Annotated in this window: 14 protein-coding genes and 3 tRNA genes; 9 read left to right on the top strand and 8 right to left on the bottom strand. The window is 72.1% G+C overall.

The annotated features are described in order from the left end of the window. Positions 1 to 103: 103 nt before the first annotated feature. Together IE118_RS08620 and IE118_RS08615 are read left to right on the top strand one after the other, a co-directional pair. Positions 104 to 1630, top strand: coding sequence for a N,N-dimethylformamidase beta subunit family domain-containing protein (locus IE118_RS08620; protein ID WP_189557109.1), 1527 nt, complete (start codon positions 104 to 106; stop codon positions 1628 to 1630). 68 nt (positions 1631 to 1698) lie between these two features. Then, positions 1699 to 2598 (top strand): phosphoribosylaminoimidazolesuccinocarboxamide synthase, encoded by a 900-nt coding sequence (locus IE118_RS08615; protein WP_189557107.1) that lies wholly within the window; start codon positions 1699 to 1701, stop codon positions 2596 to 2598. Positions 2599 to 2689: 91 nt separating this feature from the next. On the opposite strand, the gene IE118_RS08610 is transcribed toward IE118_RS08615, so the two are convergent. From IE118_RS08610 to IE118_RS08575, 8 genes are all read right to left on the bottom strand, one after another. Then, positions 2690 to 2762, bottom strand: a tRNA-Gly gene (locus IE118_RS08610). 22 nt (positions 2763 to 2784) lie between these two features. Next, positions 2785 to 3405 carry a response regulator transcription factor gene (locus IE118_RS08605; RefSeq protein ID WP_189557105.1) on the bottom strand — a complete coding sequence of 207 codons (621 nt, stop codon included), beginning with the start codon at positions 3403 to 3405 and terminating at the stop codon, positions 2785 to 2787. After that, entirely contained in the window at positions 3402 to 4649 is a 1248-nt protein-coding gene (locus tag IE118_RS08600; RefSeq protein WP_189557103.1) for a sensor histidine kinase, read from the bottom strand. Before IE118_RS08600 ends, IE118_RS08605 begins: the two co-directional genes overlap by 4 nt. A 26-nt stretch (positions 4650 to 4675) precedes the next feature. Then, on the bottom strand, positions 4676 to 5452 hold the full coding sequence (locus tag IE118_RS08595; RefSeq protein ID WP_189557101.1) for an ABC transporter permease: 777 nt from the start codon (positions 5450 to 5452) through the stop codon (positions 4676 to 4678). Next, the gene (locus IE118_RS08590) at positions 5449 to 6411 is read right to left on the bottom strand and encodes an ABC transporter ATP-binding protein (protein ID WP_189557099.1); all 963 of its coding nucleotides are present in this window, start codon (positions 6409 to 6411) and stop codon (positions 5449 to 5451) included. Before IE118_RS08590 ends, IE118_RS08595 begins: the two co-directional genes overlap by 4 nt. Positions 6412 to 6535: 124 nt before the next feature. Further along, a tRNA-Gly gene (locus IE118_RS08585) sits at positions 6536 to 6608 on the bottom strand. An 80-nt stretch (positions 6609 to 6688) separates the two neighbouring features. Then, a tRNA-Gly gene (locus IE118_RS08580) sits at positions 6689 to 6760 on the bottom strand. A 230-nt stretch (positions 6761 to 6990) separates the two neighbouring features. Continuing rightward, on the bottom strand, positions 6991 to 7308 hold the full coding sequence (locus tag IE118_RS08575) for a histone-like nucleoid-structuring protein Lsr2 (protein WP_189557097.1): 318 nt from the start codon (positions 7306 to 7308) through the stop codon (positions 6991 to 6993). A gap of 353 nt (positions 7309 to 7661) precedes the next feature. Between IE118_RS08575 and purS the strand changes: the two genes are divergently transcribed. From purS to IE118_RS08540, 7 genes are all read left to right on the top strand, one after another. Continuing rightward, positions 7662 to 7925: a phosphoribosylformylglycinamidine synthase subunit PurS gene (gene purS / locus IE118_RS08570; RefSeq protein WP_006133353.1), complete on the top strand. Its 264-nt coding sequence runs from the start codon at positions 7662 to 7664 to the stop codon at positions 7923 to 7925. After that, positions 7922 to 8602, top strand: coding sequence for a phosphoribosylformylglycinamidine synthase subunit PurQ (gene purQ / locus IE118_RS08565; RefSeq protein ID WP_189557095.1), 681 nt, complete (start codon positions 7922 to 7924; stop codon positions 8600 to 8602). Before purS ends, purQ begins: the two co-directional genes overlap by 4 nt. Further along, positions 8599 to 10857, top strand: a complete 2259-nt coding sequence (gene purL, locus IE118_RS08560) for a phosphoribosylformylglycinamidine synthase subunit PurL (protein ID WP_189557093.1) — start codon at positions 8599 to 8601, stop codon at positions 10855 to 10857. The genes purQ and purL overlap by 4 nt, the downstream gene beginning before the upstream one ends. 149 nt (positions 10858 to 11006) lie before the next feature. Beyond that, the gene (locus tag IE118_RS08555) at positions 11007 to 11489 is read left to right on the top strand and encodes an ArsR/SmtB family transcription factor (protein ID WP_189557597.1); all 483 of its coding nucleotides are present in this window, start codon (positions 11007 to 11009) and stop codon (positions 11487 to 11489) included. 33 nt (positions 11490 to 11522) lie between these two features. Beyond that, on the top strand, positions 11523 to 12359 hold the full coding sequence (locus IE118_RS08550; RefSeq protein WP_189557091.1) for a M23 family metallopeptidase: 837 nt from the start codon (positions 11523 to 11525) through the stop codon (positions 12357 to 12359). A gap of 9 nt (positions 12360 to 12368) precedes the next feature. Further along, positions 12369 to 13166 carry a maleylpyruvate isomerase family mycothiol-dependent enzyme gene (locus IE118_RS08545; protein WP_189557089.1) on the top strand — a complete coding sequence of 266 codons (798 nt, stop codon included), beginning with the start codon at positions 12369 to 12371 and terminating at the stop codon, positions 13164 to 13166. Positions 13167 to 13215: 49 nt separating this feature from the next. After that, a complete protein-coding gene (locus tag IE118_RS08540) occupies positions 13216 to 14001 on the top strand; it encodes an META domain-containing protein (RefSeq protein ID WP_189557087.1) in 786 nt (261 codons plus the stop codon). The last annotated feature ends 56 nt before the right edge of the window (positions 14002 to 14057 follow it).

Raw genomic sequence — 14057 nt, 5'->3', positions numbered from 1 at the left:
CATACGACAAACACATAACTGGCGCCACGCCTCACCCGTCCGGTGACTGCCGGACAGCACCACGCACCGCATCGCAACCGGGGCACGAGGGAGGGGAGCGATCATGGGCTCGGAGCAGATTCGCCGCTGGGAGTCGGGAGCGCTGGCGCACGCCGTGAACGACCCCTTCGGGCAGGGGCCGCTCCCGTGGCTGCGCGGCAGCGAGACGTACTTCGGCGACAGCGGCCAGGTCGTCCCCTGGTACGTGGACCCGGACACGGACCTGGACCCGGCACCGCACACCGACCGGGCGGCCCGTCTGCCCCGGCAGGGCGGCCGCAGGGTCCCCGCCCCCCGCTCCTCCGTCGGCCCCCGCGCCGCCGACGACGTGCGCCGCCAGATCAAGGGGTTCACCTCGGCCGGCGCCGTCGCCCCCGGCGAGTCCATCGACTTCCACGTCACCGTCGACCCGCCCCAGGAGTTCGGCGTCGACGTCTACCGCATCGGCCACTACAGCGGCGACGGTGCCACGAAGATCACCTCGAGCCCCCGCCTGTCCGGCATCGTGCAGCCCCCGCCGCTCACCGCCGACCGCACCGTCTCCTGCCACCACTGGTGGCTCTCCTGGCGGCTGCCCGTCCCGTCGTACTGGAGTGTCGGCGCGTACGTCGCCGTGCTCACCACGGCCGACGGCCACCGCTCCCACATCCCGTTCACCGTCCGCGACGACCGCCCCGCCGACCTCCTCCTCGTCCTGCCCGACGTCACCTGGCAGGCGTACAACCTCTACCCGGAGGACGGCCGCACCGGTGCGAGCCTCTACCACGCCTGGGACGAGCAGGGCAGGCTCCTCGGCGAGTCCGACGCCGCCACTACCGTCTCCTTCGACCGCCCCTACGCGGGCGCGGGCCTGCCGCTGCACGTGGGTCACGCCTACGACGTCATCCGCTGGGCCGAGCGCTACGGCTACGACCTCGCCTACGCCGACGCCCGCGACCTGCACGCCGGCCGGGTCGACCCCACCCGCTACCGGGGCCTGATCTTCCCCGGCCACGACGAGTACTGGTCGGTGCCCATGCGGGCCGCGGTGGAGCGCGCCCGCGCCCACGGCACGTCCCTGGTCTTCCTGTCCGCCAACACGCTGTACTGGCAGGTCGAGCTCGCCCCCTCACCCTCCGGCCCCGACCGCCTGCTGACCTGCCGCAAGCGACGGGGCCCGGGCAAACCGGTGCTGTGGCGGGAGATCGACCGCGCCGAACAGCAACTGCTCGGCATCCAGTACGCCGGTCAGGTCCCGCACCCGCACCCGCTGATCGTGCGCAACGCGGACCACTGGATGTGGGAGGCGACCGGCGCCCACGAGGGCGACGGCATCGAGGGCCTGGTCGCGGGCGAGGCCGACCGCTACTACCCGCGCACCCCGCTGCCCGGGCACGAGGAGCGGGTGCTGCTCGCGCATTCCCCCTACACCGACCGGGCGGGCACCCGGCGACACCAGGAGACCTCCCTCTACCGGGCCCCCTCCGGCGCCTGGGTCTTCGCCGCCGGCACCTTCGCCTGGTCACCGGCCCTGGACCGCCCGGGTCACGTCGACCCCCGCGTCCAGCGCGCCACCGCCAACCTCCTGGACCGCATCTGCAAACGCGACTGACCCGCGGCCGCGGCCGATCGCCCCGTACGGGACAATCGAGCCATTGGACCAAACCACGGGGAGGAACCGTGTCCGGATTCGTAGAGAAGCCCGAACCGATCCAGGTTCCGGGCCTGGTGCACCTGCACACCGGCAAGGTGCGCGAGCTGTACCGGAACGAGGCGGGCGAGCTCGTGATGGTCGCCAGTGACCGCATCTCCGCCTACGACTGGGTGCTGCCCACCGAGATCCCCGACAAGGGCCGGGTCCTCACCCAGCTGTCCCTGTGGTGGTTCGACCAGCTCGCCGACCTGCTGCCGCACCACGTCCTCGGCACCGAGCCCCCGGCCGGCGCCCCCGCCGACTGGGCCGGCCGCACCCTCGTCTGCAAGTCGCTGGACATGGTCCCCGTGGAGTGCGTGGCCCGCGGCTACCTCACCGGCTCCGGACTGACCGAGTACGCCGAGACGCGCACGGTGTGCGGCCTCGCCCTCCCCGAGGGCCTGGTCGACGGCTCGGAACTGCCCGCCCCCATCTTCACCCCGGCCACCAAGGCCGCCGTCGGCGAGCACGACGAGAACGTCTCCTACGAGGAGGTCGCCCGCCAGGTCGGCGCGGAGACCGCCGCCCAGCTGCGCCAGGCGACCCTCGCCGCCTACTCCCGCGCCCGGAACATCGCGCGCGAGCGGGGCATCGTCCTCGCCGACACCAAGTTCGAGTTCGGCTTCGACGGCGAGACCCTGGTCGTCGCCGACGAGGTGCTCACCCCGGACTCCTCCCGCTTCTGGCCGGCCGACCGGTGGGAGCCGGGCCACGCCCAGCCCTCGTACGACAAGCAGTTCGTACGGGACTGGCTCACCTCGGCCGAGTCGGGCTGGGACCGCCGGAGCGAGCAGCCCCCGCCGGCGCTGCCGCAGCACGTGGTGGACGCCACCCGGGCCAAGTACGTGGAGGCGTACGAGCGGTTGACCGGCACCACCTGGAGCTGACCGCTGGGCGGCCGGGCCCCTCGGGGCCCGGCCGCCCACGGCGGACGCGCACGACAAGGGCCCCGGTCGATGACCGGGGCCCTTGATGCCGAGCGAACGACGAGGTTCGAACTCGCGACCTCAACCTTGGCAAGGTTGCGCTCTACCAACTGAGCTACGTTCGCATGCGCCGTGGCGCGAGACCCACTATACCCAACCTCGCTCCCGCGCGAGGCGCACCGCGGCATGGCGGTTCTCGGCACCGAGCTTCGAGACGGCGGAGGAGAGGTAGTTCCGCACGGTCCCCTGGGACAGCGCGGCCCGCTCCGCGATCTCCGCGACCGGCGCGCCGTCCGCCGCCAGCTCCAGCACCTCGGCCTCGCGCACGGTCAGCGGGGAGTCGCCGGCGGCGATCGCGTCGGCGGCCAACTCGGGGTCGACGTAACGGTTTCCCGCGTGCACCGTGCGGATGATCTCGGCGAGGCGCTGTGCGCTGACGGTCTTGGGGACGAACCCGCGCACACCGGCCGCAAGCGCCCGCTTCAGGTGTCCCGGACGTCCGTGACTGGTCACGATCAGCACCCGGCAGCCGGGCAGCTCGGTCCGCAGGGATGTGGCGACCTTCACACCGTCGGCGCCCGGCATCTGCAGGTCCAGCACGGCCACGTCGGGTGCGTGCGCCCGGGCCATCGCCAGCGCCTCCGGCCCGGAGGCCGCCTCGGCGACGACCGTCAGATCGTCCTCGAGCGACAGCAGCGCGGCCAGCGCGCCCCGGATCAGGTGCTCGTCGTCGGCCAGCAGCAGCCGCACGGGCCGGGGGCCGGTCACGGTGCCGCCTCACCCGCGGGCGCGGGGGTGGCGGCCTCACCGGAGTGCGCGGGCAGCGGGACCTCGGCGGTCAGCAGGAACCGTCCCTCCCCGGCCGGCCCGGCCCGCAGCGTCCCGCCGATCTCCGCGAGCCGCTCGCGCAGCCCGACGAGTCCGGCCCCGCCGCCCGGACCACCGGACTGCGGCACCCCGTCGTTCTCCACCGTCAGCACCACACGCCCCTCCCGTACCTTCAGTTCCATGGCGCACCGCCGCGCGTCCCCGTGCCGCAGCACGTTCGTGGCGGCCTCCCGTACCACCCACCCGAGCGCGGACTGGACCGGCGCCGGGTATCCGGTCACCGGCCCGGTGACCGTGCAGTCGATGCCGGCGGCCGTCAGCACCCCCTGCGCGCCCGCCAGCTCACTGCCGAGATCGGCCTCCCGGTAGCCGCGGACCACCTCGCGCACCTCCCGCTGCGCCTCGTGCGCGAGGCGCTGCACCTCCACCATCTGGGTCACCGCCTCCGGCCGTTCCCGCTGGGCCAGCTGGACCGCCAGCTCGCTCTTCAGCGCGATCACCGCCAGGTTCCGCCCCATCACGTCGTGCAGGTCCCGCCCGAACCGCAGCCGTTCCTCGGCGACGGCGAGCCGGGCGCGGGTCTCGCGGGCCTCGTCCAGCTCGTAGACGGCGTTGACCAGCCAGACGGAGAAGGAGTAGGTGAAGGCGAAGAAGCCCCCGACGAGGAACACCAGCGGGGTCACCACCAGTGCGGAGAGCCAGGGGAGTCCGACGAGCAGGTACATCAGCCCGGCCGTCACCGCGAAGGCCACCACCATGACGAACACCCGCCGCCGCCCGCGCAGGACGACCGCGGTCGCGCCGGCACCGAAGATCATGACGGTGGAGAAGGTCGCGGCGGCGGCCGTGGTGTCGTCACCGCCCCGGTCGTGCCGGGCGACGACGAGCGCGGTGACGGCCACCACCGCGGTGGTGACGCCGAACGCCCACAGGGTCCGCAGTGGCCGCTCCCGCCGGCCGAGCCGCCAGTCCAGGGCCCGGGAGGTGGTCACGCCGCAGACCAGGCCGTGCACGACCACCAGGGAGGTGAGCAGCGCGGCCGGTCCCGTTCCGACCGGTCCGAGCAGCGGCCCGGCGACCACCGAGAGCTCGGTGAGCGCGATGAAGTGGAACGACCACCGGGTGTACGTCTCGAACTTGGCGGGGGTGCTCTTGCGCCCCCACCAGCCGCCCGGCCTGCTCATCCTCGCGCTCCCCGTCCCGCCGTACGTCAGCGCCTCGGCTCCCAGCGGAACCAGCGCCGTACAGCAAACACCGTGAACGCCGTCCAGGCCACCGCGACGGCCACGGCGCCCAGCACCTCGCCCGCCGACAGGTCACCGGTGAAGCCGCCGCGCACCAGGGTCATGACGGGGGTCAGCGGCAGGAACTCGCAGACGGCGGCGACCTTCTCGGGGAGGATCTCCAGGGGGACCATCATCCCGGAGGCCATCACCGACAGGAACATCAGCGGGATCGGGGTGACCTGGGCGCTCTCACTCGTCCGGGTGAAACTCGCGGTGACGGTCGCGAGTCCCACGCACATCACCAGCCCCAAAAGCAGGCCCAGCACCGACAGGTACACGGCCGGCGGGGCCGACATGTCGAGCAGGACGAAACAGCCGGCCGCCAGCAGGAGCGACTGCACCAGGCCCGTCGCGGCCGCCGGCAGCGCGGAGCCGGCGAGGATCTCGCCGTCCCGGAGCTCGCCGGTGCGCAGCCGCTTGAGGACGAGTTCCTCGCGTCGGGCGACGAGGGAGCCGACGAGCGCCGAGTAGACCGCGAACAGCAGGGAGAAGCCGATCGCGGCCGGCAGCACGACGGTGCCGATGGTGAGGCCGGCCCCGGCGAGATCCATCTCCCCGGCCGCCTCACGGGCGCTCACCGGCAGCACCAGTGGCACGAACAGGGCGGCGAAGAGGGTTCCCTTGGTCCGGCCCAGCAGGGTCAGTTCGGCCCGGGCGAGCGCGGTCATCCGGCTCATCGGGGTGGTGACGGTGGTGCTCATGCCGCGTACTCCTTCGTCGGCGCCGCCCCCGCGGCCGCCTCCTTGGCGATCCCGAGGAACGCCTCCTCCAGGGACGCCGAACGCACGTCCAGCCGGTGCAGTTCCACTCCGGCGCGTTCGGCCCACACCAGCAGCCCGGTGGCGGCGCGCTGCAGTTCGTGGGTGCGCAGCCGGACCGTCCGGCCGTCGACCGTGTGGTCGCTCACGCCCAGTTCGGCGAGCGGCGGCAGATCGCCCACGAAGTAGCCCTCGGGCAGTTCGAAGGAGATCCGGGACGGTTCGGAGGCGGTCACCTCGGCCGGGGTGCCGGTGACGGCGATGCGGCCCTCATGCATGATCGCGAGCCGGTCGGCGAGGAACTCGGCTTCCTCGAGGTAGTGCGTGGTGAGCAGCACGGTCGTGCCGCGGTCGCGCAGGGCGCTCACCAACTCCCAGGTCTCACGGCGGCCTTCGGGGTCGAGTCCGGTGGTCGGCTCGTCGAGGAAGAGCACCTCGGGGTCGCCGAGCAGGGCGAGCGCGAGGTCCAGACGGCGCCGCTGTCCGCCGGAGAGCTGCTTCACACGGACGCCGGTCTTCGTCTTCAGACCGACCAGCGTGAGCACTTCCAGCTCGGGGCGTGCCCCGCTGACGCAGCCCGCCCACATCCGCGCGGTCTCCGCGACGGTCAGCTCGGAGGGAAAGCCTCCCTCCTGGAGCATCACGCCGGTGCGGGGGCGTACGGCGGCGCGCTCGGTGTACGGGTCGTGGCCGAGGACCCGGATGCGTCCGCCGGCCGGGGCGGCGAGCCCTTCCAGCAGTTCGACGGTGGAGGTCTTGCCCGCGCCGTTGGTCCCCAGCAGCGCGAAGATCTCGCCGCGCCGCACGGAGAAGTCGACGCCGCGCACCGCTTCGAACCCGCCCCCGTAGACACGCCGCAGGTCGGTGACCTCAATCACGTGTTCGTGTTCGTTCGCTTCCATGCCTCGATCATCGCCGCAGCGGAGAGGCTGGGGCAGTGCGGGCTGTCATCGCCGGACATGACAAATGTCAGACGGGTCCGGGCATGCGAAAGACCCCGGTCCGTGGGACCGGGGTCTCATTCTGAGCGGACGACGAGGCTCGAACTCGCGACCTCAACCTTGGCAAGGTTGCGCTCTACCAACTGAGCTACGTCCGCATTGCCTCCGACCGGCTCTCACCGATCGGCGCGGGCACCAGCCTACCTGATCGGCAACGATGATCGGTACGGCGGTGCAGAGCGGGTGACAGGAATTGCACACTGCGCCTTCCCCCTGGAAGGGGGATGTTCTACTACTGAACTACACCCGCATGTACTCCGTGGGCCGGGCCTTCTCGGCCTTGCCCCTCGGCGTGCTCCAGACTCTAGCTGATCAGCGGGGGTGCTGCGCAAGTCGGTTGCCGGGAGGGCCGGGTGACCGGCCGTCGGCCGGGTCGCCCCGGCGGCCCCCGGGACCCGTCACCCGACCGGGCTCCCGGTGCGTCAGGCCGCCGCACCCGGCGTCACCCGATCGAGCCCCGGGACCGCGCGGGCGACGGGCTCACCGCGCCGCGGCGAACGCCTCGTAGACCTTCTTGGGGATCCGTCCCCGCGCGGGGACGTCCATCCGGTTCGCCTGGGCCCAGGCGCGCACGGCGGCCGGGTCGGGGGCGACCTCCGTCTGCTGATACGCCCTGCCGGAGCGCGACCGCTTGCGGCCGGCGTCCACGTAGGGCTCGAGAGCCTGCCGCAGTTTCCTGGCATTGGCTTCATTGAGGTCGATCTCGTACGACTTGCCGTCCAGGCCGAAGGCGATCGTTTCCGCCGCTTCCGAGCCGTCGATGTCGTCAAAGAGAGTGACCACGACCTTCTGCGCCACGAATATCGGTCCCTTCGTGCGACACCTCTCGTCCGTACGTCCGTGATGACGTGCCGGTACGTCGCCGAGATGTCGGCTGTTCGCCTGTAATCGGGCAAAGTATCTGCTAATGACAATTCATTTGTACAGTGCCCGGCAAAGCATTGTGAAGACCGACTAAATCTGTCCGCGTGTCCGTGGCGCAATAGAGATGTGGGAGGGAACACGGATCTTTCCCGGATCTTTTCCCAAGAGCCTCCCGGCGATGCCGGATCGTGATGGGGCTCACGTAGATTCCTACAACTCTACCCGCGTAGAAATTTTGTGCGGGTAGTCTGAAGGAACCTGCTCAGCACCACACACCGGGAGTGCCAGTGGCACGCGTCGTAGTCGACGTCATGCTCAAGCCGGAGATCCTCGACCCCCAGGGCCAGGCGGTGCAGCGCGCACTGCCGCGACTGGGTTTCGAGGGGATCTCGGACGTCCGTCAGGGAAAGCGATTCGAACTGGAAGTTGACGGGCCGGTCGACGAGGCCGCGCTCGCCCGTATCCACGATCTTGCGGAATCCTTCCTCGCCAACACCGTGATCGAGGACTTCACCGTACGGGTCGAGGAAGTCGCGGAGGCCGCGAAGTGACCGCTCGTATTGGCGTCGTCACTTTCCCGGGCAGCCTCGACGACCGGGACACGCAGCGCGCGATCCGTGTCGCCGGCGCCGAACCGGTCGCCCTCTGGCACAAGGACAAGGACCTCAAGCAGGTCGACGCCGTGGTGCTCTGCGGCGGTTTCTCCTACGGCGACTATCTGCGCGCCGGCGCCATCGCGCGCTTCTCGCCGGTGATGGACACCGTCATCGACCAGGCCAGGGCGGGCATGCCCGTGCTCGGCATCTGCAACGGCTTCCAGATCCTCACCGAGGCGCACCTGCTCCCCGGCGGCATGCTGGGCAACGACCACCTGCACTTCATCTGCCGCGACCAGAAGCTGCGGGTGGAGAACGCGGACACCGCCTGGACCGCCGACTACACGGCCGGGCAGGAGATCCACATCCCGCTGAAGAACATGGACGGCCGCTACGTCGCCGACCGGCGGACGCTGGACGAGCTGGAGGCCGAGGGCCGGGTCGCCTTCCGCTACCTGGACCTCAACCCCAACGGCTCGCTCAACGACATCGCGGGCATCACCAACGCCGCGGGCAACGTCGTCGGCCTGATGCCGCACCCGGAGCACGCCGTCGAGCCGCTGATCGGCACGGGCCGTACCGACGGTCTCCCCTTCTTCACCTCGATCCTCAAGAAGCTGGTCAACGCATGAGCCGGACGCCTCTGGACACGGTCGAGCACGCGGCCGCGACCCCCGACGTCGAGCTGCCCTGGGCCGAACTGGGCCTGAAGAAGGACGAGTACGAGCGGGTGGTGGAGATCCTCGGCCGCCGCCCGACCGGTGCCGAGCTCGCCATGTACTCGGTGATGTGGTCCGAGCACTGCTCGTACAAGAGCAGCAAGGTCCACCTGCGCCAGTTCGGCGAGAAGGCCCCCGAGTCCGACGCCCTCCTCGTGGGCATCGGCGAGAACGCCGGCGTGGTCGACGTCGGCCAGGGCTACGCGGTCACCTTCAAGGTCGAGTCGCACAATCACCCCTCCTACGTCGAGCCCTACCAGGGCGCGGCCACGGGCGTCGGCGGCATCGTCCGCGACATCATCGCGATGGGCGCCCGCCCGGTCGCCGTGGTGGACCCGCTGCGCTTCGGTGCCGCCGACCACCCCGACACCAAGCGCGTCCTCCCGGGCGTCGTCGCCGGCATCGGCGGCTACGGCAACTGCCTGGGCCTGCCCAACATCGGCGGCGAGGTCGTCTTCGACTCCTGCTACCAGGGCAACCCGCTGGTCAACGCCGGAGCCATCGGGGTGATGCGGCACGAGGACATCCACCTCGCCAAGGCGTCCGGCGCGGGCAACAAGGTCATCCTGTACGGCGCCCGCACCGGCGGCGACGGCATTGGCGGTGCCTCGATCCTGGCCTCCGAGACCTTCGACGACGCCAAGCCCTCCAAGCGTCCGGCCGTCCAGGTCGGCGACCCCTTCCAGGAGAAGCTGCTCATCGAGTGCACCCTGGAGGCGTTCGCCGAGAAGCTGGTCGTCGGCATCCAGGACCTCGGCGCGGCCGGCCTGTCCTGCGCCACCTCCGAGCTGGCCTCCAACGGCTCCGGAGGCATGCGCGTCACCCTCGACGACGTGCCGCTGCGCGACTCGACGCTCTCGCCCGAGGAGATCCTCATGAGCGAGTCGCAGGAGCGCATGTGCGCGGTCGTCGAGCCGGAGAAGGTCGACCGGTTCCTCGAGATCTGCGACAAGTGGGACGTCATCGCCACCGTCATCGGTGAGGTGACCGACGGCGACCGCCTGGAGATCTTCTGGCACGGCGGCAAGATCGTCGACGTCGACCCGCGCACGGTCGCCCACGACGGCCCGGTCTACGAGCGCCCCTACGCCCGCCCGTCCTGGCAGGACGAACTCCAGGCGGACGACGCGAACAAGCTGCCCCGCCCGGAGACCTCCGCCGAGCTGAAGGACCAGGTCCTGAAGCTGGTGGGATCGCCCAACCAGGCGTCCAAGCAGTGGATCACCCAGCAGTACGACCACTTCGTGCAGGGCAACACCGTCCTCGCCCAGCCCGAGGACTCCGGCATGATCCGCATCGACGAGGCGTCCGGCCTCGGCGTCGCGATCGCCACCGACGGCAACGGGCGCTACGCCAAGCTCGACCCGTACGCCGGCGCCCAGCTGGCCCTCGCCGAGGCCTACCGCAACGTGGCGACGACCGGCGCCAAGCCGCTGGCCGTCTCCGACTGCCTGAACTTCGGCTCGCCGGAGGACCCGGCGGTCATGTGGCAGTTCGCCGAGGCCGTGCGCGGCCTGGCGGACGGCTGCCGGCAGCTCGGCACCCCGGTGACCGGCGGCAACGTCTCCCTCTACAACCAGACGGGCGAGGCCGCCATCCACCCGACCCCGGTGGTCGCGGTCCTCGGCGTCATCGACGACGTGGCCCGCCGCACGCCGGTCGCCTTCCGGGAGGAGGGGCAGCTGGTCTACCTCCTCGGCGACACCCGTGAGGAGTTCGGCGGCTCGGCCTGGTCCCAGGTCGTCCACGACCACCTCGGCGGCCTGCCGCCCATGGTCGACCTGGAGCGCGAGCGGCTGCTCGGCGAGATCCTGATCTCCGCCTCCCGCGACGGCATGATCGACGCCGCGCACGACCTGTCGGACGGCGGTCTGGTCCAGGCGGTCGTCGAGTCGGCGCTGCTCGGCGGGAAGGGCGTGCGTCTGGTCGTCCCGGACGGGCTGGACGCCTTCACCTTCCTGTTCTCCGAGTCGGCCGGCCGGGCGATCGTCGCCGTGCCGCGCTCGGAGGAGGTCCGCTTCACCGACATGTGCGGTGCGCGCGGCCTCCCGGCCACCCGCATCGGCGTCGTGGACGGCGACACGGTCGAGGTCCAGGGCGAGTTCGCGCTGACCCTGACCGAGCTGCGCGAGGCCCACGAGGGGACCATCCCGGCGCTGCTGGCCTGATCTCCCCGCCCCTTCCGCACGAAGCCCCCGCCCGGTCCGCCGGGCGGGGGCTTCGTCGTGCCACGGGCACCGGGTCCCCTCGTGCGGATCACCTCTTGCGCGGGATTACGTAGTTACGTAATCTCGAAGGCGTGGAACTCGAAGAGCGCATGACCGACCTCGAGCGCCGGCTCGCCGCACTGGAGGCTGCCGACCGCGCCGCACCCGGCCTCGGCGAGGGCGACTTCTGGGCCCTCGAAGGCCTCAAGCAGCAGCTCGCCGAGCTGCGGGCGGCCGACGGGGGCGTGCTGTTCACCGGTTCGGTCCGGATGCCGACCGGCGAGCAGTACGCGTGGCAGCACGGCGCGCTCACCGAGGGGCTGCTGGCCTACGCATGGCCGGACGCCGCCGAGGCGCTCGCCGCGCTCGGCCATCCGGTCCGCCTCCGGCTGCTGCGCGAGATAGTCGGCGGCCGGCGCACCGCGGCCGAACTGGCGGAGCTGGAGGGGATCGGCACGACCGGCCAGATCTACCACCACCTGCGCCAGCTCACCGGCGCCGGCTGGCTGCACACCACGGGCCGGGGCCGCTACGAGGTACCGCCCGGCAGGGTCGTTCCCCTGCTGGTGACGCTGTCGGCGGCACGGCCCTGACCACCGCCCGCCACCGAGGACACAGGGGGAGACATGTCCGCACGCAAGACCGCCATGACCGCCTTCCGGGGTCTCCAGCTCGGCTTCCTCGCGCTGGTCGCCGCCTACATCGCCTTCGACTGGGACTACGGCCTGTGGTGGAACCTGACGCCGCTGGCCCTGGCGTACGCCGTGGTCATCACGGTGAACCGGTGGGGCGGAACACCGGACGCCCCGGGTGTCGCCCGTGAGCCCGTCGAGACCGCCCCGCCCGTCACCGGCCGCTGGTCCGCGCTGAACAGCCCGGCCGACCGCACCCCGAGCCACGGCATCCACGCCTACGGGCAGACCTACGCGATCGACGTCGTGGCCGAACCCGGGCCGGGCGCCCGCCCGGGCTTCACCGCGCTGTGGCCGCTCGCCCGCCGCCCGGCCCGCTACCCGGCGTACGGCGCCCCGCTGCGCGCCGTCGCCGACGCCCGCGTCGTAAGGGCGCACGACCGGCAGCGCGACCACCTCAGCCGCACCTCGCTGCCCGCCCTGCTCTACCTGATACTGATCGAGGGCTCGGTGCGCGAGATGGGGGGAGTCCACCGGATCCTCGGCAACCACCTCGTCCTCGACCTCGGCGACGGCGTCCACGCGGCCTACGCCCATCTGAAGCGCGGCTCCCTCACGGTCCGCGAGGGCGACCGGGTGCGCGCCGGGCAGGTGGTCGCCGCCTGCGGGAACTCCGGCAACTCCAGCGAGCCCCACCTGCACTTCCAGCTGATGGACGGCCCCGACCCGGACACCGCGCGCGGCATCCCCTTCACCTGGCGGGGCACCGGCGTCCCCCGCAATGGAGAGGTGTTCGAGACCCCGGAACCGGCACCGGCCGGCCCCGCATAGGCTGCCGCCATGCCTCCGGCCAAGAAGCGCACCCGCACCTACGACCCCGCGAAGACCCGCGCCGCCGTCCTGGCCCAGTTCGGGAACGTCCGGGCGGCGGTCCGCACGCTCACCCCGGACCAGCTCGCCCTGCCCACCCGGCTCGGCGACTGGACCGTACGGGAGCTGGTGGCGCACATCGGGACGGCACTGACGGCCGTGGACCGGCTGCTCGACGAGCCCGAGCCCGCGCGGCAGGACGGGCACCTGCTCGACTGGCCGTCCGCCATCGCCGCCGACGCGGACACCATCGCTTCCACCGCGCGACGGCTCGCGGCCGACCACCCCGACCCCGACGCCCACCTCTCCGACGCCGAGCGGCGCTTCACCGCCCGGCTCGACACCCACCCGGGCAGCCGGCTGCTCCCCACCAGCGCGGGTGCGCTGCCGCTGGCCGACTACGTCGTCACCCGCGCCGTGGAACTCGTCGTCCACACCGACGACCTGAACGCCGCCGTCCCCGGCCTCGGCATACCCCACGACCGGCAGGCCCTCGCCGCCTGCGTCCGGCTGCTCGCCGACGCCCTCGCCGCCCGGGCCCCCGGTGGCTCGACGGAGGTGCGGATCCCGCCGTACGCGGTCGTGCAGTGCGTCGAGGGACCCCGGCACACCCGGGGCACCCCGCCGAACGTGGTCGAGACCGACCCGCTGACCTGGATCCGCCTGGCCGGCGGGCGGACGGCCTGGCAGGACGCCGTGGCCCGGGCCGAGGTGAGCGCGAGCGGGGAGCGGGCGGATCTGGGGCCGTACCTGCCGCTGCTCGGGTGAGCCGGCGCCGGAGGGGGAACCAGCCGCTCCCCGTCCCCGTCGCATCCGCATGGACAGGCAGAGGCACCAGCAGCGCATCACCCTGACGGCCGCCGCCGTGCTCGTCGTCCCGCTCGCGGCGGCCTGCGGCAGTGAGAAGGCGGGCACCGGCAGCGCCACCGCCGAGGCAGCGGAACCGGTCACCGGCATCCGCTGGACCATCGACAGCGTCACCGTCGACGGCACCACCCACCGTGCCCCCGGCGGCGCGCACCTGACCCTCGACGAGGACGGCCGGGCCACCGGCAACTACGGCTGCAACCTCTTCAGGGGCCGGGTCACCTTCGACGGCGACCGGATCCGGCTGGACGAGCGGGAGACCACCCTCAAGGCCTGCCCCGAGAACATCATGGACGTCGAGAGCGCCGTGGCCCGCGCCCTCGGCGACGGCGGACTGAGAACCGAGGCGCGCGACGGCCGGCTGACCCTGACGACCGCCTCCGGCGACACCGTGCGGCTCCGCGAGACCGCGGACAGCCCGCTGTACGGCACGAAGTGGACCGTCACCTCCCCCGCCACCGGCGCCCGCGCCCACCTCACCTTCGACGAGAAGGGAGGGAACGTCGCCGGCAGCCTCGGCTGCAACCGCGTGAACGCCGACGCCACCGTGCGCGACGGCAGTATCACGCTCGGCGCGCCGGGCCTGACCCGAATGGTGTGCGAAGACTCACTCATGGACGGCGAGAAGGCCCTGACGAAGCTGTTCGACGGAACCGCGGGCTACCGCATCGACGGTCGGACCCTCACGCTGACCAGCGAGAACGGCACCCGTGTCCGGGCCGTCGCCCAGCCCTGATCCACCCGGGGCGCCGTATCCCGCATTCGGACCAGTGGTCGATCTCGCCTACACTC

Origin of the sequence: Streptomyces pilosus (assembly GCF_014649835.1) — a bacterium.
In the GTDB taxonomy this organism is placed as follows: Bacteria; Actinomycetota; Actinomycetes; order Streptomycetales; family Streptomycetaceae; genus Streptomyces; species Streptomyces pilosus.
The sequence above is the reverse complement of the archived record's forward strand: the minus strand, read 5'-3'. Positions and strand labels throughout refer to the sequence as shown.